Source organism: Pseudarthrobacter arbutini (genome assembly GCF_054510915.1).
Map to the genome: position 1 here is coordinate 182,694 of NZ_JBTNDQ010000008.1, position 21,600 is coordinate 204,293.

Genomic DNA, 21,600 nt, shown 5'->3' on the forward strand with positions numbered 1-21,600 from the left:
CCGCTGAATACGCGTACTTTGCGGGCGGGAAGTGAGTACTTAAAGCCAAACTGGGTCGCAGTAGCTGCGACCCAGTTGGGTTTATACAGGTAGCTTGCCCTGGGCTCAGCCCTCAACTCCAAGCTTCGCGAGGATCAGCTCCTTGACGCGGCCGGCGTCGGCCTGCCCGCGGGTCGCCTTCATAACGCCGCCGACGATCGCGCCGATCGCCTGGAGTTTGCCGGCGCGGATCTTGTCCGCGACGTCGGGCTGCGCGGCGAGCGCGGCGTCGATGGCTTCCAGGAGCGGGCCGTCGTCGGAAACAACGGCGAGGCCGCGCTTCTCCACGATCTCCGCCGGGGTGCCTTCGCCGGCGAGCACGCCGTCCAGGACTTCGGTGGCCATCTTGTTGTTGATCTTGCCGTCCTCGACCATCCGGTTCAGCTCCACGATGGTGGCGGGCTGGACGCCCAGCTGGCCGGGATCGACGTCGGCGTTCTTGGCACGGCCAACGATCTCGCCCATCCACCACTTACGGGCGACAGAGGCAGAAGCTCCTGCGGCGATGGTTTCCTCGATCTCATCCATAACGCCGGCGTTGACAACGTCGCGGAATTCCAGGTCCGAGTAGCCCCAGTCCGACTGCAGCCGCTTGCGGCGGGCCGCCGGCGGCTCGGGCAGGGTGGCGCGGAGCTCCTCCACCCATTCGCGGGACGCAACGATCGGAACGAGGTCGGGCTCCGGGAAGTAGCGGTAGTCATCGGCGTCTGACTTTGGCCGGCCCGAGGTGGTGGTGCGCGTGTCCTCGTGCCAGTGGCGGGTTTCCTGGATGATCGGGTTGCCGGCATCCAGGACGGCTGCGTGCCGCTGGATCTCGTAGCGGACGGCGTGTTCGACGGCCCGCAGCGAGTTGACGTTCTTCGTTTCGGAGCGGATGCCGAAGCGTTCGCGGCCGTGCGGGCGCAGCGAAACGTTCGCGTCGCAGCGCACGTTGCCGCGTTCCATCTTCGCGTCCGACACACCAAGGTTCTTGACAATCTCCCGGACGGCGGCCACGTAGGCCTTGGCCAGCTCCGGGGCTCGGGAACCCGCACCCTCGATGGGCTTGGTGACAATCTCCACCAGCGGAACGCCGGAACGGTTGTAGTCCACCAGCGAGAAGTCGGCACCCTGGATGCGGCCGGCGGCCCCGCCCATGTGCGTCAGCTTTCCGGCGTCCTCTTCCATGTGGGCGCGCTCGATCTCCACGCGGAAGATGGTCCCGTCCGACAGTTCGATGTCCAGGTAGCCGTCGTACGCGATGGGGTCCTCGTACTGCGACGTCTGGAAGTTTTTGGGAGTGTCCGGATAGAAGTACTGCTTCCGGGCGAACGTGCAGGATTCAGCGATCTTGCAGTTCAGGGCAAGGCCGATCTTGATCGAGGACTCGATCGCGACCCTGTTCACTACCGGCAGCACACCGGGCATGCCCAGGTCCACCTCGTTAACGTTGGTGTTCGGCTCATCGCCGAAGACGTTGGGCGCGGAGGAGAACATCTTGGACTTGGTGTTGAGCTCCACGTGGACCTCAAAACCCAGGACCGGATCGTACTTCTCCATGGCCTCTTCGAAGCTCAGGGTTGCGTCCGTGCTCATTATTTTGCCTCCTTGGCGTCAACAAGGGTCTCAACCAACGGCGGCGCCTGGTCCAGGAGCGGGCCGCCCCATTGTGCCTCCAGGAGGGATTCCAGGACAGCACCCACCCGGTAGAGCCGGGCATCCTCGCGGGCCGGAGCCAGCAGCTGGATGCCGACGGGAAGGCCGTCCTCGTCCGCCAGGCCGCCGGGCAGGGTCAGCCCGGGCACGCCTGCCAGGTTGGCGGGGATGGTGGCGACGTCGTTGAGGTACATCGCCAGCGGATCATTCAGTTTCTCCCCGAGCTTGAACGCCGTGGTGGGCGCCGTGGGAGAGATCAGGACGTCGGCCTGCGCGAACGCGGCCTCGAAGTCGCGCTGGACCAGGGTGCGGACCTTCTGGGCCGAACCGTAGTACGCGTCGTAGTAACCGGCGCTCAGGGCATAGGTGCCCAGGATGATGCGGCGCTTGACTTCGTCACCGAAGCCGGCGGCGCGGGTGGCGCCCATAACGCGTTCGATCGTCATGGGTCCGTCCTCGGGCAGGACGCGCAGGCCGTACCGGACGCCGTCGAACTTGGCCAGGTTGGAGGAGGCCTCCGACGGCATGATCAGGTAGTAGGCGCCGAGGGCGTACTGGAAGTTGGGGCAGGACACCTCGACGATTTCCGCACCGGCCTGCTTGAGCAGTTCCAGGGATTCGTTGAAGCGGTTCTCGACGCCGGCCTGGTAGCCCTCGCCGTGAAGTTCCTTGATGATGCCGATCCGCATGCCTTCAACGTTGCCCACGCGGGCAGCGGCGACGAGGTCTGCCAGGGGGTCGGGCAGGGATGTGGAGTCAAAGGGGTCATGCCCGCCGATGACCTGGTGCAGCAGCGCCGAGTCCAGGACGGTGCGGGAAACCGGGCCGATCTGGTCCAGCGAGGAAGCCATCGCGATGGCCCCGTAGCGGGAAACACCGCCGTAGGTGGGCTTGACTCCCACGGTGCCGGTGACGGCGCCGGGCTGGCGGATGGACCCGCCGGTGTCCGTGCCGAGGGCCAGCGGGGCCTCAAAAGCGGCAACGGCCGCAGCCGAACCGCCGCCGGAACCGCCCGGAATCCGGTCCAGGTCCCACGGGTTGCGGGTGGGGCCGTACGCGGAGTGCTCGGTGGAGGAACCCATGGCGAATTCGTCCAAGTTGGTCTTGCCCAGGATGGGCATTTTGGCGGCACGGAGACGCTTGACCACCGTGGCGTCGTAGGGGCTGTGCCAGCCTTCGAGGATCTTGGAGCCTGCCGTGGTGGGCTGGCCGATGGTGACGATGAGGTCCTTGACCGCGATCGGCACGCCGGCGAGTACGTGGAGTTCCTCGGCCGCGGCACCGCCGGCGGCGCGGATGGCGTCCACCTCGGCGGCGACGGCGAGCGCTTCCTCCGTGTTGACGTGCAGGAACGCGTTCACGCCGCGTTCGCCGCCGTCGACAGCTGCGATCCGGTCCAGGTAAGCCTGCGTGACCTCGACGGAGGTGACCTCGCCCGCGGCGAGCATGCCGGCCAGCTGCGCGGCGGACAGGCGGATGAGTTCGTTGGTGTCAGTCATTGGTTATGCCTCATCCAGGATTGCCGGGACCTTGAAACGGTTCTCATCGGAATCCGGAGCCCCCGAGAGTGCCTGCTCCGCGGTGAAAGTGTGGCCCACAACGTCCTCGCGGAACACGTTGGTCAGCGGGATCGGGTGGGAGGTTGCCGGGACGTCATCACCGGCGGCTTCACTCACGGACTTCACTGAATCAACGATGACGGCGAGTTCGCCGGCCATCCTGTCCAGCTCTTCAGCACTCATCTCGATGTGAGCGAGCTGCGCGAGGTGCGCAACATCGTCACGGTTGATCGCAGCCATGGATCTCCCCTGCAAGTTCGGATTGTTTTCCGAACCAGTCTAGTGGGGAAACGTCAGTGCCCGTCTGACGACCCCCAGCGGGCGTCAGACGGGCACCTCGGTGCCGTGGTCCCGGTCACGGGGACCGGCCACAGGCAGCTACAGACTAACCGATCCCGATGGCTCCCGTCAGCATTCCCACAGCCAACATGACGAGGGAAACCACTGCGGTGCGCCACAGGACCTTTTTGTGGTGGTCGCCGAGGTCCACCTTGGCCAGCGAAACCAGCAGCAGGATGGCCGGAACCAGCGGGCTCTGCAGGTGGAACGGCTGGCCGGTGATGGAGGCACGCGCCATCTCCGCGGCGCTGATTCCGTAGTGTGCGGCGGTCTCGCTGAGCACGGGCAGGACGCCGAAGTAGAAGGCGTCGTTGCTCATGAAGAACGTCATGGGGATGCTGAGGACGCCGGTGATGACGGCCAGGAAGGGACCCATTTCGGTCGGGATGATCTGGACCAGCCACGCGGACATGGCCTCCACCATTCCGGTGCCGGTCAGGACACCGGTCAGGACTGCGGCTGCCATCACCATGCTCACCACGGCCACGATGGACGAGGAGTGGGCCACCAGCTGAGCGCCCTGTTCCTTGACGTTGGGGAAGTTCACTACAAGCGCGATGGCCGACCCGACCATAAAGACGAACGGCAGCGGGACGAGATCGGCCACGAGCATCACCATCACGGCGACCGTCAGGCCAAGGTTGAACCAGAACAGTTTCGGGCGGAGCGTGGAGCGGTTGGGGTCCAGGGCGGTATCGGCAAGACCGCCGTCCTGTTCTTCCACCAGCGTTTCGGTGCGTTCCAGGACAGCCACTGACGAACCTTCCGGAGAGTAGCCGCCGACGGCGGGACTTCCGGTTCCGGGGTTACGTGACCCACTGCGGCCGGTACCGGCGGAGGAAGCGGCGGTGCCGCCTTCGGAAGGGCCGCCGTCAAACTTTTCAGCAGTGAACGGCTCTGCCGTGTCCGGCGTTCCCCAGATTTCCGGTGAGGTGGCGCGGAGTCGGTTACGTTCCTGCAGGCCCAGCAGCCAGGCGAAGGCGAAGACCACGACCAGGCCGGCGATGAGGGACGGGATCATCGGGACAAAAACGTCGTTGACGTCGAGGTGGAGCGCAGTGGCGGCGCGGGCCGTGGGACCGCCCCACGGCAGGATGTTCATGGTGCCGTTGGCCAGGCCGGCCACGCACGTGAGGACAACCGGGCTCATCTTCAGGCGCAGATAGACGGGCAGCATGGCAGCGGTGGTGAGGATGAAGGTGGTGGAGCCGTCGCCGTCCAGGGAGACCGCGGCCGCCAGGATCGCGGTGCCGAGCACCACCTTTGCGGGGTCATTGCCGAGCTTGCGGAGGATGAACTTCACCAGCGGATCGAACAGCCCGACGTCGATCATCAGGCCGAAGTAGATGATGGCGAACATCAGGAGCGCGGCCGTGGACGTCATGGACTTCATTGACTCCAGGACCATGTCCCCGATGCCCAGTCCGGCGCCTGCGAAGAGGCCAAAAACGGTGGGGACGATGATCAGCGCCAGTACTGGCGTCAACTTCTTCGTCATGATCAGCACCATGAATACCGCGATCATTGCGAATCCAAGTAATACCAGCACGGCCGGCTCCTTCTTGTGAACAACGCCACCGCAGTGTGACGCGTGCTACAGACATTAGGGTGGCGGAGGTCACGGCCGTGCCTTTGGCTCAATTGATTGGCATACTGCTTATTCGGAGCATTTTGCGCATTGTGCTCACGCCAATGCCTGAGGAAGGGAGAACCATGCCGCGTTCCGCACGCACGCCGCCTTTGCGGTTCTCCACGCAGACCCTCCTCCTTCAGCTGGGCGTGGTCCTGCTGGTGGTGCTGCTCAGCGCCGCCGTCCACGCCTGGCTGACCTACGACCGGGTGGGCCGCGAGGCGGAAACCCAGGCCCTGACGCTGGCCCGCGCCGTCGCCGCGGATCCTTCCGTGCAGGCTGACGTGCTGGCCATCAGCGCGGGCGCGGGCACTCCCCCGGCTGCCGTGCTCCGCGCCGGGCCGCTGATGGCAGCCGCCGAGGCGATCCGGACCCGGACCGGGGCACTGTTTGTGGTGATCACCGACGAAACCGGCCTGCGCCTGGCGCACCCGGATCCGGACCGGCTGGGCGAGAAGGTCAGCACCGATCCGTCGGAGGCCCTCGCCGGCCAGGAGGTCACCACCAGGAACACCGGGACACTGGGCCCCTCTGCCGGCGCCAAGGTTCCTGTTTACGCACCCGGCACTGGCACGGTTGTGGGCGAGGTCAGCGTTGGGTACTCCATGGAGAGCGTGGGCCAAAGCGTTGCGCGCGACATCGGCCCGGTGGGGCTGACCGCCGCAGGTGCGCTGTTGGCGGGCGTGCTGGCCTCGTTCCTGCTGCGGCGCCGGCTCCAGCGTCTAACGCTGGGCCTGGAGCCCGAGGAAATCAGCACACTGGTGCACGACCAGGTGGCCGTTTTGCAGGGGGTAGACGACGGCGTCATCGGCGTTTCGGCCGACGGCAGGATCAGCGTGTTCAACGCAGCGGCGCAGCGCCTTCTGGAGCAGCCGGACCTTTCCGGGACGCCGTGGGCCGGCGCTCCGGTGCCCGAGCAGCTCAGGGCGCTGACCCGGCCGGACGCTGCGGAGGCGGACGCGATTGAGCTGGTAGCCGGCGGCAGTGTCCTGGTGGCCAGCGCGCGCAAGGCCCTGCATCGAAGCGAGGACCTGGGCTGGGTGGTGATGCTCCGGGACCGCACCGAACTCCAGCAGCTCACCCGGCAGCTCGACGCCGTGGGCACCATGTCAACGGCCCTGCGTGCCCAGCGCCACGAATTCGCCAACCAGCTGCACACCATCGCGGGCCTGATGAGCATCGGGCAGCACCAGCAGGCCCGCGAGTACTTGGCCGGGCTGGCCGCCACGGGGCCGCTGAAGTTCCCGGTGGACCAGGCGGAACTTTTGCAGGACCCCTACCTGCAGGCCTTTGTGGGCGCCAAAGGCGTGGAGGCCGACGAGCGCGGCGTGACGCTGCGGATCGGCCCCGAAACCCTGGTCCGCGGCCAGGTCACCGAGCCGCAGGACGTGACCACCGTACTGGGCAACCTGATCGACAACGCCGTGAACGCCGCCGTCTCGGGCTCCGCCCCGGACCGCTGGGTGGAGCTGGAGGTGCTGGATGAACCGCACGACGACGGCGGGACGCTGCACATCGTCGTCGCCGATTCCGGCGACGGGCTGGCCGCCGGGACGGACGCGGAAGCGGTCTTCGCCGAGGGATTTACGACAGCGGCTGGCCCCGTAGTGCCGGCTCCGGCGGCTGCCGGTGGACGGAGTGGCGGGCAGGGGCTGGGCCTGGCCCTGGCCCGGAAGCTGGCCCGGCGCCGCGGCGGGGACGTCCGCTTGCTGGAACCGGGGACACCGGGCGGACCCGGTGCCGTGTTTATGGCTTCCCTGCCACGCACAACGGCCGGGACCACCGCCGGGACACCTGCGGGGACCCAGGATTTAGCTGGAAAGGACAAATGATGCCTGAGGATTTCAGGGTGCTGATTGTGGACGACGATTTCCACGTGGCCAAGCTGCACGCAACGTATGTGGATTCGGTGGCGGGATTCCTGGCGCTGGCGCCGGTGGGGTCGGCATCCCTGGCGCTGCAGGCGATCCACAGCCTCCGCCCGGACCTGGTGCTGCTGGATGTCTACCTGCCGGACGCCTCAGGTCTCGACCTGCTGCAGCAGCTGGACGTGGACACCATGATCCTCAGTGCCGCATCGGACGCCGAGTCGCTACGGAAGGCGTTCCGCCGCGGCGCCCTCGGGTACCTGTTGAAGCCCTTTACCGCCGAGTCGCTCTCGCAGCAGCTACGTTCGTATGCCCGGTACCGCAGGCTGCTGGGCCAGCCCGGGGCCCTGGACCAGGGCTCCGTGGAGCGGGCCAAACGGGCATTGATCCCAGGGGACGTGACGCCGGCGGCCAAACCCCGCTCCGCCACCGAGGCCGCGGTGTTGGAATCGCTGGTTGCCGGCGAACAGTATTCGGCGGTGGAAGTCGCCACCCGCGTGGGGGTTTCGCGGGCCACGGCGCAAAGGTACCTGTCCTCGCTGGCCGACGACGGCGCCGTCGACATCCAACTGCGCTACGGAACCACCGGACGCCCGGAACACCGCTACAGCCTCCCGGCCAGTTAACACACACTCGACCGGAGCCCGCCACTGCGAAGCGTCCGAACGCGGGACAGGCATCCGGAAGCGTGCGTCTAAGGGGGCCCACGCCGCCAGGGTTCCCTGTCCGAGCTTGCGAGGAGAGGGTGGCGGTGGGGAGGAACGAGCGAGCACGCGGAGGATGTCTGTCCCGCGAGAGGCCTCCTAGTTGGCGCTCTTCTGCGCCACGAGCTCGATTTCGACGAGCATCTTCGGGTCAAGGAACGGCAGGACGTGCACGAGGGCCAGCGTGGGGCGGATCTCGCCGAAGACTTCGCCGTGGGCGCGGCCGGCCTCTTCCCACTTGCTGATGTCCGTCAGGTACAGCTTGGACTGGACCACGTCTTCGAAGCTGAAGCCGGCATCGGCCAGGACCACGCCGAGCTTCTGCAGGATGTACTGGGTCTGCGTGTAGAAGTCCTCGCCCACAATGCCGTCCTCGCCGCTGGCGGCCGTGGCGGAAATGTAGAGCGTGTTGTCCACCTGGACGGCGCGGGAGTAGCCGAGGGTCTGCTCCCAGACGGAGCCGGTGCCGAATGTTTTGCGCATGGTGGGCCTTTCAGTGCCGAAAACGAGTCGGCACCACTTTAGGTTGGCTGGACGTCAAGCCGGTAAACCAGCAGCTTTATGTCGGTGCCCGGAATCAGCCAGTCACGCTCCGGGACGCGTTTGAAGCCTGTCTTCCGGTAGAGGCCATGGGCGCTCTCCCAGGTCCCGCCGGTGGTGAGGGCGACGCCCGTGATCCCCTCCAGCGATTTCGCATGCGCAATGATGGCTTCCACCATGGCCTTGCCTGCGCCGCTGCGCTGCACCGCGGGATCCACCACCAGCATCCGGAACTCCAGCTCGTCCGGCAGGGCGATGTCGGCGAACGGTTCACCTGCCAGTGCCAGCGTCACGGAACCCACCACCTGCCGGTCCCGCTCGGCAACCCAGATCGTGGCCTTCGCGGCACGGGCGGCAACATCCTGGATCTGCTGCATATAGGGATGGTCCGCGCTGTCGAAATACCCTGCTGCCAGGTACGAGTCCACGGTGATCCTGGCGATGGCCTGGAAGTCTGCCTCAACGGCCGGTCGGATGGTTATTTGCGATTGCACCTGACAATGTTAGTGGCGCAGCACCGTCACAGCGGAAACTTGCCGGACAGCGCCAAGGTCCCGGCGCAGGTCCAGGCGGCCAGCCTGTCCTCGTCGGCGGGTCCGCCGTCCAGCGGACTGGCCAGCCGGGGACGCCGGACCCAGCAACCGGCTTCCTCGGCAATCAGCGCACCGGCGGAGAAGTCATGTTCGTTGAGCCCGCGTTCGCCGTAGGCGTCGTGGGTCCCGTCAGCGACCATGCAGAGGTCCAGCGCCGCGGAGCCCAGCCGCCGGACGTCGGCGAATCCATCCATGAGACTGCCCAGCAGTGCAGCCTGCTCGGCACGGATGCCGGGGTCGTAACTGAAGCCGGTGGCGAGGATCTGCCCGGCGCGGTCCGGCGCCGGGCCCTGGAGCTGCGTCACCCGGCCGCCTTCTTCGAGCCACGCACCGTGGCCGCGGGCAGCGTAGTAGACACGGCCCAGCGCCGGGGCGTTGACGACGCCGGCCAGCCAGACGCCGTCGGCATCCGCCACTGCCACGGAGGTGGCGTAGTAGACGATGTTCCGGATGAAGTTGGTGGTACCGTCCAGCGGGTCGATGGACCAACGATAACCGGTGGGGGCAGCGGGCCGGGTGGTGCCGTGCTCCTCCCCCGTGATGGTGTCCTGTGGACGGGCAGCCGTGATGGCATCCCGGACGGCATTCTCCGCGGCGACATCAAAGGCCGTAACCCAGTCGCCGGCGTCGCCTTTGTTGCTTACGTCCAGCGTCTCGCCATTGCGGGAAGCCAGCACGGCGGCGCCGGCGGCGGCTGCTTGCCGGGCCACCGAAAGCAGTTCGGTGTTGAGGTCCGGGTGGCTCATTCGGCTGCCTCTTCTGATTCTGTGGGCGTTGGTATGGGCGTGGCTTCGGCAGCGGGGGCCGGGCCGTTCGCAAGGAGCTCCCGGAAGCCTTCTTCGTCCAGGACGGGAATTCCGAGCTGTTCGGCTTTATCCAGTTTGGTGCCTGCGCTTTCGCCGGCGACGACGTAGCTGGTGTTTTTGGAGACCGAGCCGGCAGCTTTGCCACCGCGCAGAAGGATGGCTTCCTTGGCCTCGTCCCGGCTGAAGTTCGGCAGGGAGCCGGTGACCACAATGGTCAACCCTTCCAGGGTCCGCGGCATGGATTCGTCGCGCTCGTCCTCCATGCGGACCCCGGCCGCAGCCCAGCGGTCAATGATTTCCACGTGCCAGTCCTCGGCGAACCACTCCTTCAGTGCGGCCGCGATGGTTGGGCCGACGCCGTCCACATGGGCCAGGTCTTCCTCGGAGGCGTTCCGGATGCCGTCCATGGTGCCGAACGCGGTGGCAAGGGCCCGTGAGGCGCGGGGACCAACGTGCCGGATGGACAGGGCAACGAGCACCCGCCACAGGGGCTGCGTCTTGGCTTTGGTCAGTTCGTCGAAGAGCTTGTTCGTGGTTGCCGTGGGCTTGGACGGCGTCTTGGCGGTGCCTCGAGACCAGAAGTACGGGACCAGGTCCCACGTACCCGTGCCCACGCCCTTGACGCGCTTCTCCCGCCAGACCAACACGCCTGCCAGTTTGTTCCGCAGCTCGTCCAGTCCGGAATCCGCAGCCAGTTCAAACAGCGCGGACTCACTGGTCAGGATGCCGTCGCCGGACGGTTCCACCCTTCCGCCGTTGGTGGCTGGATCCGCACCCGGTCCGGAGGTCAGCGCGATGGCTGCCTCCCAGCCCAGGGCCTCGATATCGAAGCCGCCGCGCCCGGCCAGGTGGAAGACGCGCTCCCGAAGCTGCGCCGGGCAGGAGCGGGCGTTGGGGCAGCGGATGTCCACGTCCCCTTCCTTGGCCGGTGCCAGCGGTGTGCCGCAGGCAGGGCATTCGGTGGGCATCACGAAGTCCCGCACCGGCGGTTTCTGCTGGTCGCGCAGGGCGAGCACCGGCCCCACAATTTCCGGAATGACGTCCCCGGCCTTCCGCAGGACAACGATGTCGCCGATCTTCACACCCTTGGCCTTGACCACATCCTGGTTGTGGAGCGTGGCCATCTCCACGGTGGACCCGGCCACCTTGACTGGCGTCATGATGCCGTACGGGGTGACGCGTCCGGTGCGTCCGACGTTGACTGCAATGTCCAGAAGTTTGGTGTGGACTTCCTCCGGCGGGTATTTATAGGCCACGGCCCACCGCGGCACCCGGGTGGTGTAGCCCAAGGCACGCTGGGTGGCGAGATCGTCAACCTTGACCACAATGCCGTCGATTTCATGCATGAGGTTGTGCCGTTGTTCGCCATAGCGCTTGATGAAGGCAAGGATCTCCGGCAGGCCCCCGAGAACCTCGAAGTAGGGGCTGACGGGAAGGCCCCATTGTTCCAGCACGGCGTAGGTCTGGGACTGGCTCAGGGTTTCCAGCCCTTCGCGCGCACCAATGCCATGGACAAACATCCGCAACGGACGCTTGGCGGTTTCCGCCGGATCCTTTTGCCTGATCGAACCGGCGGCGGCATTCCGGGGGTTGGCCAGCGGCGCCTTGCCGGCTTCGATCAGTGCCTCATTGAATTCCGCAAAAGCCTTGGAAGGGATAAAGACCTCGCCCCGGATTTCCACCTCCGGGGGAAAGCCGGTGCCCGTCAGTTCCGTCGGGATTTCCTTGATCGTCAGGACGTTGTGGGTGATGTCTTCACCCGTGGTTCCGTCACCCCTGGTGGCCGCCCGGACCAGTTTCCCGTCGCGGTACAACAGGTTGACCGCGAGGCCGTCAATCTTCAGTTCCGTGAGCCACGCGAGCTGAGCCGTGTCCCCCAGCTTGCTGACGCCGGCCTCGGCTTTGGTGATCCAGGCCTCCAGCTCCTCCAGGGAAAAGACGTCCTCGAGGCTATACATCCGCTGCAGATGTTCGACGGCGGCGAACGCGGCTGAGACTTCCCCGCCAACCTCCTGCGTAGGCGAATCATTGGCTACCAGCTCCGGATGCAGGGCCTCGATCTCCTCCAGGCGCCGGAACAGTTCGTCGAATTCCGCGTCAGAGACCAGGGGTTCGTCCTCCTGGTAATACGCAAACCGGTACTTCCTGACCAGGTCCGTCAGATTCTCATATTCTTCGCGCACTGACCCAGCGGGGACGGCGTCCGGCTCGGTTAGTTCCTCAGTGCTGTTTGCTGTTTCCTCTGCGGGGACCGGTGCTGTGCTCACAGACCTATCTTGCCTTACCGCCCCGACATTGCGCCCAAACGCCCACTGCGCCGCCGTGCCCCTGCCGTTAAATGCCGCGGGGCCCGGTGGGAAAGTCGGGGCTGAGGACAAGCTCGATCACCGGATAACAAAGGTCAGTGTGAAGCGGGGCGGTTCCGGCTCCACCAGGCGAAGGCCAGGCCGGCGACTCCCACCAGCAGCACGCCCCCCATGATGGCCAGCAGTCCGGGGCCGCCAAAGAGGCCGGAGCCGTCGTTGCGGGAAACGGCGGCGGCCTGTGTGGGCTTGGCCGATTTCGTGATGGGCTTGTTCCAGTTCGCTTCCGTGGACGGGGTTGCGGACGACGACGGGCTGGGGATAGTGGTGCTGGGCGCGGCCGACGGCGTCTCTTCAGCCGGCGAAACGCTCGGTTCAGGGGCGAGGGTGGGAACCGGCGCCGGGGCTGGCGCTACGGGCGCGGGCGGCGGGGGCTCGATTACGGGGGCCGCCGACGTCTGCGTCGGGGATGGAGTCGGGGTGCCCGTCGGCCCGGGCTTCTGATTGCCCGGCTCACAATTAATGATGCACAACCCCGGTGCCGGTTCGCCGTCGTCGGCCTGCACGGGGGCCGCCGCAGAAAGGCCAACCAGGAGCGCCAGCACCGCAGCGGCCGCAGCAGCGGACACGTCGCGGAGCACGGATGAGGATCGGATCATGGTTACCTTTTCGACAGCGCGCGGCACCCCCCTGCCGCAGCGAACAGTGTTTCCGGTAGTCTCCTACAACGCGGCACGGGCCCGCAAATCCAATGGATTTACGGGCCCGTGGGAAGCAACGGCTCAGCCCCTGTTTTCCGGCGGCAGCGCAATCTGCAGTTTCCGTGCTTTGCCGCGGCCCACGATGTAGCCGCGGCCCGGTATGAACTCCGGGCTGACCCGGCCCAGCGACGTGTTGAGCAGGCTGTCCCCTTCGATGTCGCCCGGGTTGATGAGCAGGCCCCGGCGTCCGGATTTGAAGGGCTGCGACAGCGACCAGGCGGAGGACCAGGTTGATGTTTCCGATTCCCCGATGACCCACTGATCGGCCTTGATGGACGCCGTCACGAGCTGCGAAACGCCCGATTCCGCCACGGTATCCGTGAACTCGGTCAGGCCCTCGATGAAGATCGCGAGCTTCCCGGGGTTCCCGGAAGAGTGCTCCGTGAGGTCCTCGATGATCTCGGCCAGGTCATCGGCACCCACCACGGAACGGTTCCAGAGCGGCAGCGACGCCACCGCGGACCGGCGGGAGCCGATGTACACCAGCTCCGTGTCCGGGTTGGACCGGCGCAGCGCGTAAGCCAGGGTCACCAGCGCCACCGTCCTGCCCGCCCCTGGCGGACCCGCCAGAAGCAGCGGTCCCTGGGCCATGATCTCGGCCGGCTGCAGGGTTTCGTCGTCGACGCCGATGACGGGCAGGTCCGGGCTGCCGGAAGGCAGCACATCCAGGTCCACCTGTTCCGGAAGCCGCTGGATTTTTGGTGCCGATTCCAGCCCCTGGCGCAGCATCGCCTGGCTGAGCTTGTGGACTTCACGGGCCTGCAGCGCCAGGTTGGAGTTGCCGCCCAGGACGGCCAGCTGGACCTCGTAGCCGCCCAGCATGCCGCGCCCCGGCGGCGAGGAGCTGGTGAGGACGTCCTTGGCGACGTCCATGGACATGTAGTCGTCCTCGGACGTCAGCCGCAGCACCAGCCGGCGCTGGATGGAAGCCAGCAATGTCGCCGGTACGGCGTTCGGCCGGTCACCGGTGACCACCAAGTGGATCCCCAGGGGACGGCCGTCGGTGGCCAGCTGCAGGAAGACGTCCCAGAGTGCGGACAGGCGGCTGAATTCGTACGTTTCGCGGAACGCCGATATGCCGTCCAGCAGCACGAAGATCCGCTTCTCGTCCGGGCGGTTGGCCAGGGTCCGGTATTCCACGATGGTGGAGGCCCTGACCTCGGCGAACCGGGCGGACCTTTCGTCGGCGATGTCCCGGAGCAGGCGGAGCAGCCGGCCGACGCGTTCGACGTCGTCACCGTTGATGATCTCGCCGACGTGCGGCAGCTCTTCGAGCATCTTCAGCCCGGAGGAACCGCAATCGATCCCGTAGATGTGCACGGGCCCGCCCCGGGGCGTGACGGCGGCGGCAATCGCAATGCCGCGCAGGGCAGCGGATTTTCCGGAGCCGCCTGTGCCGTAGATGGCCATGTTGCCGTCCTGGTCCGGCTCGTAGAACACCGTGGGCTGTTCCTGGCGGGCAGGATCATCCGCCACCCCCAGCAGCAGCCGTTCGTCCGTCCGGGGGTTCGGGAGCTTGGAAAAGTCGTACGTCTTGGCCAGCTCGTCCAGCCACGGTTTGCGCGGCGGCCGGATGGCCAGGGATTCCGCGGCCCTGACGATATTGGTGGTCATCCTGGCGATGTCGTTGGGGCCGGCCGGAGCTTCCTTGACGGGCTTCTCGGGGGCGGGCGCCTCCCAGCTGGGCCCTGACCCGAAGGCCATTTCCACGATGTCGATCTGCGGACGCTGGGGCTTCTCCGTGGTCCAGCCGCCGGCATAGCCGGTCTGGAACCCCTGGATACGGCCGGGCCCGGTCTTGGCGGCGCCGCGGCCCGGGATGGACGGGTCGAAGTAGGCCGCATCAGGCACGCCGAGGATGTCGGTGGCGTCATCCTCATCCGCCATGCGCAGGGCGACCCGGAGGTTGGTGTTGGCGCGCAGGCTGTCCTTGATGACGCCGGCGGGACGCTGCGTGGCCAGGATCAGGTGCAGGCCCAGGGACCGGCCACGGGCGGCAACATCCACCACACCGTCCACAAATTCGGGGACCTCGGTGGCCAGCGCCGCGAATTCGTCCACAACGATGATCAGGTACGGCGGTGCCTCCGGGTCGGCTTCGCGCTGGAGCCCGAGCAGGTCCTTGGCCTTCTTGCGGTTCAGCAGGTGTTCGCGGTAGTGCAGCTCCGCACGGAGGGAGGTCAGGGCGCGGCGGACAAGGTGCTGGGAGAGGTCGGTGACCAGGCCCACGGTGTGGGGCAGGCTGAGGCAATCGGCGAACGCCGCCCCACCCTTGTAATCCACAAACAGGAAGCTCACGCGGTCCGGGCTGTAGGCGGCAGCCATGCCCATGACCCAGGACTGCAGGAACTCCGATTTGCCGGCGCCGGTGGTGCCGCCCACCAGCGCGTGCGGGCCCTCGTTCTTCAGGTCCAGGTAGAGCGGCTCGATGCCCTTGGAACCCACCAGGGCCCGGAGGGTACCGTTGTCCTTCCGGTTGGGAACCGCGGAGGCATGGACTGAATTGTTCTCCACCCAGCGCTCCGCCACGGCCTGCGGGTTGTCCAGGAAGTCCTTGCCGATCAGGGTGGCGTAGGACACCGCACGCGGCAGGTCGGAGTCGTCGCTGACCGGCTTGCCAACGTCCACCACGGGCGCCAGCATCCGGGCCAGCTGCGCCGCCAGGTCGGCGTCAAGGCTTTCGCAGCTCACGGGATACGTGTGCCGTCCCAGCCGTACCTGCCCGGTGGTGGTGCCGTTTTCGCCGTCAACCACCATAAAGTCCCGGCAGGCGGCCGGGAGTGCCTGGATGTCGGTGGCCACCCACATCACGTGGACGCCGGAGTCCGGTCCGCGCTCGGCGAGGCGGGTCAGCCTGCCCCGGTCCACCGGAGCGTCGTCCTCGACGATGACCAGGACCGCCGGCAGCACCGGGACCGGGATCTCGTCCTTGGCAGGGTCCACGGATCCCCGGTGTTCGGGGGTGGAGCGCTTGGCCATGGCTTCGCGTGCGTCGAGCAGGTCCTCGAGCCTGGCCACGAGGGAGGAGCCGCTGGCTGAACCGGCGGCCAGGTGGTCGCCGTTGAGGGGGCTGTGGCCGGAGCCCACGTGGGGCAGCCACTGCAGCCAGTCCCAGCGCTGCCGGGATTGCGCCGACGTTATGGCCGTCACCACGGCCTCGGCCGGCGAGTGCAGGCCCACGAACTGCAGGACCATGCCGCGGGCAACGTCGTCAACCAGGCCCCGGGCTCCGGCCACGCCGAAGGACCCGGCCGTGCGCAGCTGGGAGACCACCGGGACACCCTCGATGTCCCTGAACTGCTTCAGGCAGTCCTGGATCTCGCGCATGAATTCAGCTTCGGTGTCGTTGCTGTGGGGTTCCTCGAACAGGATGCGAGATGTACTGGTGCCGAGCCCGAACCGCAGGCCCAGGAAACCGGTGTGCTCGGGGCGGTGGGTCCACAGCAGCGGACCGAGTTTGTAGATGGAATCCACGGTGTCGCTGACCGATGGTGCTTCCTGCAGGCGGACCGCGCGTTCCACGTGCTGCAGTTCGGTGATGTCCTGCCGGAACGCAGCCATGGACTCCCGGAACTGTTTGAGCTGTTCCTTCTGCTGGCGCCTGGTCTGCATCTTGTGGTCCACGTAGTGACCCACAATGAACAGCGGCATCATCATCATGAACACCACCGAGAGGATGTTCCGCGTGACCGCGAACATGATGCCGCCCATCAGCAGCGGCGCCATCAGCATGATGTACGGGAACGGCTGGTGGTCCGGACGCTTGGGTCCGGCCGGTGGCACGCGCTTGGGCGCCTCAAAGCGGGGAACCACCCGCGGGGAGCGGTTGAAATCGACAAGGGGCGACGTCGGGGCTGCCGCCAGGTTGCGGCCCAGCGGCACCACGGTCACGGTGGTCTCCCCCAGCGTCACCGTGTCCGAGGAGTTCAGGGTGGCCCGGGTGACCGGCAGGCCGTCCATCAGGAGGCCGTTGGCGGAGTTCGTATCCACGATCTCCACGCTCTCCCCCACGGTGATGCGGGCGTGGCGTTTGGAGGTCAGGGGGTCCGTGAGCCGGATGTCCACGTCCCGGTCCCGGCCGATGTAGCTGGTGCCGGAAGGCAGCGAAAATTCCTGGCCGACGTCGGGCCCGGAAAGGATCCGCAGGGTGGCTGCGGCGGGTCCGCGGTTGGCGCCGGGTGCGTTGAAGAGTTCGCTGACCTCGGTCAGGGACACCACGGATCCCGGCCGCAGGCCCGATTCCAGGAGGTTGTCCGTGCGGGTCAGGACGCTGCCGCGCATGCCGCCGCCCACAAAGGCCTCGTCGATGCGCAGCGAAAGGTTTTCCGGTGCCGGCGATCCCTTGCGGTCGGGGTCCGCGGCCCAAAGCTGCGTGGCAATATCCGCCACCGTGGCCAGGCCGTCGACGGTGACGGCCAGGTCCTTGGTTTCCGCCGGGTCCCGGCGGAGTGTCAGCCGGATCCTCATCCTTCGTCCACGCCCCTCATCTTTTCTAGTAAGTGCAAATCATCGGGGGTGACCAGGTGGGACGTGACGGCGTGTTCGACGAGCCTCGCGCGCCGGTTGGTGGCCAGTTTCCCGCCGCCGCCGCGGAGGCCCACCACGCCCACGCGGTCAAGTTTGTCGCAGACGTTATCGAGCTTTCGGTTGAACCGGGTGAGTGCCCAGCCCAGGGTCTTGGCCGCTGCGGCCGAGGACGGGATGGCGCTGAATCCGGTCCCTTCCCGCCGCAGCATGGGTTCGGCCAGGGCCACGATGAGGGCCTTCTGCGAGTCGGTGAAGACCACGGGGCCGATGGTGGTATCGCCGTTGCTGTCATCCTCCCGTGATTCCTGGCGGAAGGACGGCGTCTTGAGGTGGACGGCGAACTCATACGTGGTGGGCCCGGCGGTGAAAATGACGTTCGTGTGGCTGAACACCAGCGGGATGCGCGCACCCGGCGACAGCCAGGCCTGCATGCCGCCGGAACCGTCGGCGACGGTGGCGGACAGCATCCCGCCCACGTTGCTCAGCCACCAGATCCCGTCGTAGCGGGCCACCTGCAGGAACTGGCGGTGAAGGTACGGGTTGTCGTCCACCTCAAGGTCGCCTTCGCGGCCGATGTTGAAGATTTCCTCATCGGACGGTTCGTACCATTCACCACAGAAATCTATTGCTAGATCCCCCATTTTCCGTGCCTCCTCGTCGGGCTCTGCCCGCGTTCACTAACGGTTCCGGTCTGCTCTGCCGTCACTTGCGGATGCAGGCGATCGAGTCTTCTTCCAAGGGTGAGAACGCGCCGTCGCTCCTGACGATCATCACCTGGACACACGTGGGTTCCGTCGGATTCAACGCAACCTGGGCGGTTGGCTCGGCAGTGGACTGGTATTCGCCGTTGTTGCCCAACGTGTAGACCCGCCACTTGTAGGCGTCGCCCGACTTTGGCTGCGGATTGGTCCACGTGAACGTCGCCTTGCCGGCGGCGTCCACAGTCCCTGCCAGATCCGCGACGTCGGGGACTGTCCCGTTGTCCAGGGCATCCGCGGGGGGTTTGCTGACTTGGCCGGTCTCTTCGACCTTCGGCGCCGGGGCTGATGACGCCAGCACGATTCCGACAATGATGGCGAGGACCAGCAGCGTTCCGCCCGCGGCGGCGAGCCACACGTTGCGCTTGCCGTGGTCGGGCGCCGCTTCGGGGGCGGTTTCGGCGACCGGGGCCGGCCGGCTGATCGTCGCGTCGATCTCCGGATCGGCCCGCCCGGCTCGGTGGCCGGGCTGGCCGGTCTGCTGGCCGGCCTGGGCGGGAAGGGGCCCGGGACGCTGGACGGTTGCGTCCGGCGCGGAGCCGTACTCGGCGACTGCACTGCCTCGGAGCATCGTGGCATGGGCCCACTCGCCTGCGGAGTTGCTGCCAGCCTGCGTGCCGCCGTCCTGCTTACCGTCCTCCTGGCCGGCAAACAGGTTGCCCGGAACCTGGGGCCGGGGTCCTGCCGGGGCCGCTGCCGCAAGGGGGAAGCCGCCAGCCGGAAAGCCCGACGGCGTCGCACCGGTTCCGGGGCGTTGCGGCCGGGTGCGTGCCGGGAAAGTAGGGGCGCTGCCGGTCCGCTCCGGGTCGATGGACGCGATATTGCGGACGCGGGTTTCCTCGAAGCCGTCGTCCGGGTGGTGCTCTTCCAGCTGCTGCTCTTCGAGTACCTCGAAGGGCGTGACCGAAAGGTTCAGTTCGGCCTGGATCCGCTGCAGGGCGAGGGCAAACGCGTGGGCTGAGGAGTACCGGGACGCCGCGGATTTGGCCATGGCCGTGGACAGCGCCCGCTCCAGTGACTCCGGAACGTCGGCCCGGCCCAGGCGCGGCAGTGCCGCGCTGGTGATCCGCGAGATCAGTTCGCGCTGGGAATTATCGGTCCCGGGCATCACGAACGGCGACCTGCCGGCCAGCAGTGTGTACAGCGTGGCGCCCAGCGCCCAGACATCCACCATCACGCCGTCCACGGGGCCGTCCGCGAACTGTTCCGGCGGCGACCACGGAATGGACATCCCGGCGTCCTCGTCGGCGTCGCCGCCCAGGGTGCCCGAGATTCCGAAGTCCGTCAGGGCCGGCCGGTTGTAGTCCGTCACCAGGATGTTGGCGGGCTTGATGTCCCGGTGGGCGATGCCGGCCCGGTGGGCGGTCTCGACGGCGGAGGCCACTTGGATGCCGACGGCCAGCACCTCATCAACGCTGAAGCGCTGACGGCGGTACCGGACGTCCAGGCTGGGCCTGGAGCAGTACTCCATGGCCAGGTAGGAGTGACCGGCCTCGGTCACCTCGGCCTCGAAGATGGTCACAATGTACGGGTGGGAGGAGAGCTGGGCCATCAGGTTGGCCTCGGACTCGAACCTGCGCCGGGCACCCTCGGTCTTCAGATCCGACAAAAGGACCTTGACCGCCACTTTCCGGCGCGGCCGGTCCTGTTCGTAGAGATAGACGTCCGAGAACCCGCCGGAGCCGAGCAGGCTGATGTAGGTAAACCCCGGAATGTGGGGCGGCGGCGCAACCGGCCGTTTGGAACTCAAAGAATCTCCTCAAAACGCAGTGAGACGTCGTCACCCAATTCGGCGATGTCGCCGTCGAGCAGGATGGCCATCTCGTTCTGGGCCAGGCGGCGGGGCGGCTGGCCCTCGCGGACCAGGACCGTGCCGTTGGTGGCCTTCAGGTCGCAGAGCATCACGTGCCAGCCTTCGAGCCGCACTTCCACGTGGGAGCGCGAGATGTCGCCGCTGGGGCTGGCCACCTGGACCAGCCGCGGCATCACACCGCCCTGGACCCGGGAAACGGACGGCTGACGCCCGATGACCAGCGACTGGTCAAGGTCAACCAGTGCACCCGTCGAGACCCGCATCCGGCCCAGCCGTGGCCGGGCCACCTGAACGGCATCGGCGGGCAGCGGCGAGCCGCAGGCAGCGCACTGCGCCTGGGTGGGCGGATTGGCGTGTCCCCGACCGCAGACCCGGGCCAGCACCAGGGGGCCTGCGGCCGAACCCGGCTCCGGAACCGGGGCGGGATGCGCGGCCATTCCGGCGAGGTCGCTCTTCATGATCGTGTGGCCGTCGTGGTCACCGTCGAAGGCGTCCGGGTCTGCTGCCGGCTGCCCTGCGTGCACTTCTGCCCGGACGTCCGCCGGGGGCTGATTCAACAGGGGCTGATTCAACGGGGACAGGTTCGACGGCGGCAGAATCAACGCCGGCAGATTGGACGACGGCGCGGCCTGGGCAGCAGGTGTGCTCCCGCCGGTCCGCCACGGGACCGAGTCGATGAGCCCGCCGATCGTCCGGGCGGCCGCTGCGGCCGCAGGCGGTGTGGCAGGTGGACCTGCGGGTTCGTGGGCGGGGTGTGCAGGAGCCAGGCTGGCCGCTGCCTCCGGCTGTCCTGGAGCGTTCGCCTGTGCCGCATCGACCGGTGCCGGAGACGCGCCAACATGTCCCGCGGGGACGGCGTGATCTTCCTCTGGTTCGTCCCGGACGGCTGCGTCCTCGATGCTGCGGACAACAGTCCGTTCCCAGAGGTGGTCGTAGCTGCCGGTCATTTCGTGGGCCGGGACCTGGTCAGGATGGGCGGTGCGCTCCGGGGCGGGCTCCAGATCCATCTGGGGCTCCGGCGCTTCTGCTGCAAAGTTGGCGTCATCATCCATGAGCCCCATTACGGTTTCGGCGGAGACCTCCCGGTCATGTTCCCTCACCGCATCCCGCCCTGGTTCAGCCGCCGCCTCAGGTGCAGTTTCCGGCGCCGGTTCGGAGTCAGGCTCCGCTACCGTTTCAGTGACCGGTTCAGCGTCCGCTACGAGGACGACGCCGCCGACAGCGGTGGGTGCCTCGACCTCAGCGGGCGTGGCAGCCGGAGCCGCCACCTCGTCCACGGGAATTCCGGTGAGCGACATTGTCAGCGACTCCAGCAGGACCACGCCTTCGCTGAGCGGCAACACGTTCCCGGGCTGGCCGTTTCCGGCCACAGTGAGGCGGTACCACTCGGGGGTGTCCAGGCGGCGCTCGGTCCAGGTGGTGACGTCCCGCCCATTCAGGTCCACGGGGCCGCCGGGCAGCTGGACGGTCAGGTTCAGGTCGCCGCGGAGGAAGATCCGGAGCGCGTCACCGGAATCGACTATCCCGAACGACGGTATCTGCGCCAGGGAAACGCCGAAACTGCTGGTGACGGCGTGGAGCAACTCGTGGACTTCCGGAGCATCCTCCAGCAGTTCCCACAGGGACTGGACCAGGGCGGGCGGGGTGCCGGGTCCCAGGAGGACCACCGCGTTGGCCCGGACAACGCCCAGCCACGTGCCCGCGGTGTATGTTGCGGTTGCCATC

The 21,600-nt window shown here is 67.2% G+C and carries 15 protein-coding genes; 2 read left to right on the forward strand and 13 right to left on the reverse strand.

Features of this window, described 5'->3' with window-relative positions:
• Window positions 1-105: 105 nt before the first annotated feature.
• From gatB to ACX80V_RS11345, 4 genes are all read right to left on the reverse strand, one after another.
• A complete protein-coding gene (gatB, locus tag ACX80V_RS11330; RefSeq protein WP_058929563.1) occupies window positions 106-1,614 on the reverse strand; it encodes an Asp-tRNA(Asn)/Glu-tRNA(Gln) amidotransferase subunit GatB in 1,509 nt (502 codons plus the stop codon).
• Entirely contained in the window at window positions 1,614-3,173 is a 1,560-nt protein-coding gene (gene gatA / locus ACX80V_RS11335; RefSeq protein WP_485843189.1) for an Asp-tRNA(Asn)/Glu-tRNA(Gln) amidotransferase subunit GatA, read from the reverse strand. The genes gatB and gatA overlap by 1 nt, the downstream gene beginning before the upstream one ends.
• Window positions 3,174-3,176: 3 nt before the next feature.
• Window positions 3,177-3,473: an Asp-tRNA(Asn)/Glu-tRNA(Gln) amidotransferase subunit GatC gene (gatC, locus tag ACX80V_RS11340; protein ID WP_056348187.1), complete on the reverse strand. Its 297-nt coding sequence runs from the start codon at window positions 3,471-3,473 to the stop codon at window positions 3,177-3,179.
• Window positions 3,474-3,618: 145 nt separating this feature from the next.
• Complete coding sequence (locus tag ACX80V_RS11345) at window positions 3,619-5,121, reverse strand: CitMHS family transporter (RefSeq protein ID WP_485843190.1); 1,503 nt, start codon at window positions 5,119-5,121, stop codon at window positions 3,619-3,621.
• Between the two features lie 164 nt (window positions 5,122-5,285).
• Here ACX80V_RS11345 and ACX80V_RS11350 point away from each other — a divergent pair, with 164 nt between their 5' ends.
• A complete protein-coding gene (locus ACX80V_RS11350) occupies window positions 5,286-7,034 on the forward strand; it encodes a sensor histidine kinase (protein WP_485843191.1) in 1,749 nt (582 codons plus the stop codon).
• Window positions 7,034-7,696, forward strand: a complete 663-nt coding sequence (locus ACX80V_RS11355; protein WP_058932726.1) for a response regulator — start codon at window positions 7,034-7,036, stop codon at window positions 7,694-7,696. Before ACX80V_RS11350 ends, ACX80V_RS11355 begins: the two co-directional genes overlap by 1 nt.
• Before the next feature lie 177 nt (window positions 7,697-7,873).
• Here ACX80V_RS11355 and ACX80V_RS11360 read toward each other — a convergent pair whose 3' ends face one another.
• From ACX80V_RS11360 to ACX80V_RS11400, 9 genes are all read right to left on the reverse strand, one after another.
• The gene (locus tag ACX80V_RS11360) at window positions 7,874-8,257 is read right to left on the reverse strand and encodes a RidA family protein (protein WP_485843192.1); all 384 of its coding nucleotides are present in this window, start codon (window positions 8,255-8,257) and stop codon (window positions 7,874-7,876) included.
• Between the two features lie 38 nt (window positions 8,258-8,295).
• Window positions 8,296-8,808, reverse strand: a complete 513-nt coding sequence (locus tag ACX80V_RS11365; protein WP_056348181.1) for a GNAT family N-acetyltransferase — start codon at window positions 8,806-8,808, stop codon at window positions 8,296-8,298.
• Window positions 8,809-8,834: 26 nt separating this feature from the next.
• Window positions 8,835-9,653, reverse strand: coding sequence for an inositol monophosphatase family protein (locus ACX80V_RS11370; protein ID WP_485843193.1), 819 nt, complete (start codon window positions 9,651-9,653; stop codon window positions 8,835-8,837).
• The gene (gene ligA / locus ACX80V_RS11375; protein ID WP_485843194.1) at window positions 9,650-11,980 is read right to left on the reverse strand and encodes an NAD-dependent DNA ligase LigA; all 2,331 of its coding nucleotides are present in this window, start codon (window positions 11,978-11,980) and stop codon (window positions 9,650-9,652) included. Before ligA ends, ACX80V_RS11370 begins: the two co-directional genes overlap by 4 nt.
• Before the next feature lie 134 nt (window positions 11,981-12,114).
• The gene (locus ACX80V_RS11380) at window positions 12,115-12,675 is read right to left on the reverse strand and encodes a hypothetical protein (RefSeq protein WP_485843195.1); all 561 of its coding nucleotides are present in this window, start codon (window positions 12,673-12,675) and stop codon (window positions 12,115-12,117) included.
• A gap of 123 nt (window positions 12,676-12,798) precedes the next feature.
• Entirely contained in the window at window positions 12,799-17,244 is a 4,446-nt protein-coding gene (locus tag ACX80V_RS11385; protein ID WP_485843196.1) for a type VII secretion EssC family protein, read from the reverse strand.
• Window positions 17,241-17,945: a hypothetical protein gene (locus ACX80V_RS11390; RefSeq protein WP_058929573.1), complete on the reverse strand. Its 705-nt coding sequence runs from the start codon at window positions 17,943-17,945 to the stop codon at window positions 17,241-17,243. Before ACX80V_RS11390 ends, ACX80V_RS11385 begins: the two co-directional genes overlap by 4 nt.
• Before the next feature lie 61 nt (window positions 17,946-18,006).
• Window positions 18,007-19,812: a serine/threonine-protein kinase gene (locus ACX80V_RS11395; protein ID WP_485843197.1), complete on the reverse strand. Its 1,806-nt coding sequence runs from the start codon at window positions 19,810-19,812 to the stop codon at window positions 18,007-18,009.
• Window positions 19,809-21,599: an FHA domain-containing protein gene (locus tag ACX80V_RS11400; protein ID WP_485843198.1), complete on the reverse strand. Its 1,791-nt coding sequence runs from the start codon at window positions 21,597-21,599 to the stop codon at window positions 19,809-19,811. Before ACX80V_RS11400 ends, ACX80V_RS11395 begins: the two co-directional genes overlap by 4 nt.
• Between the last annotated feature and the right edge of the window lies 1 nt (window position 21,600).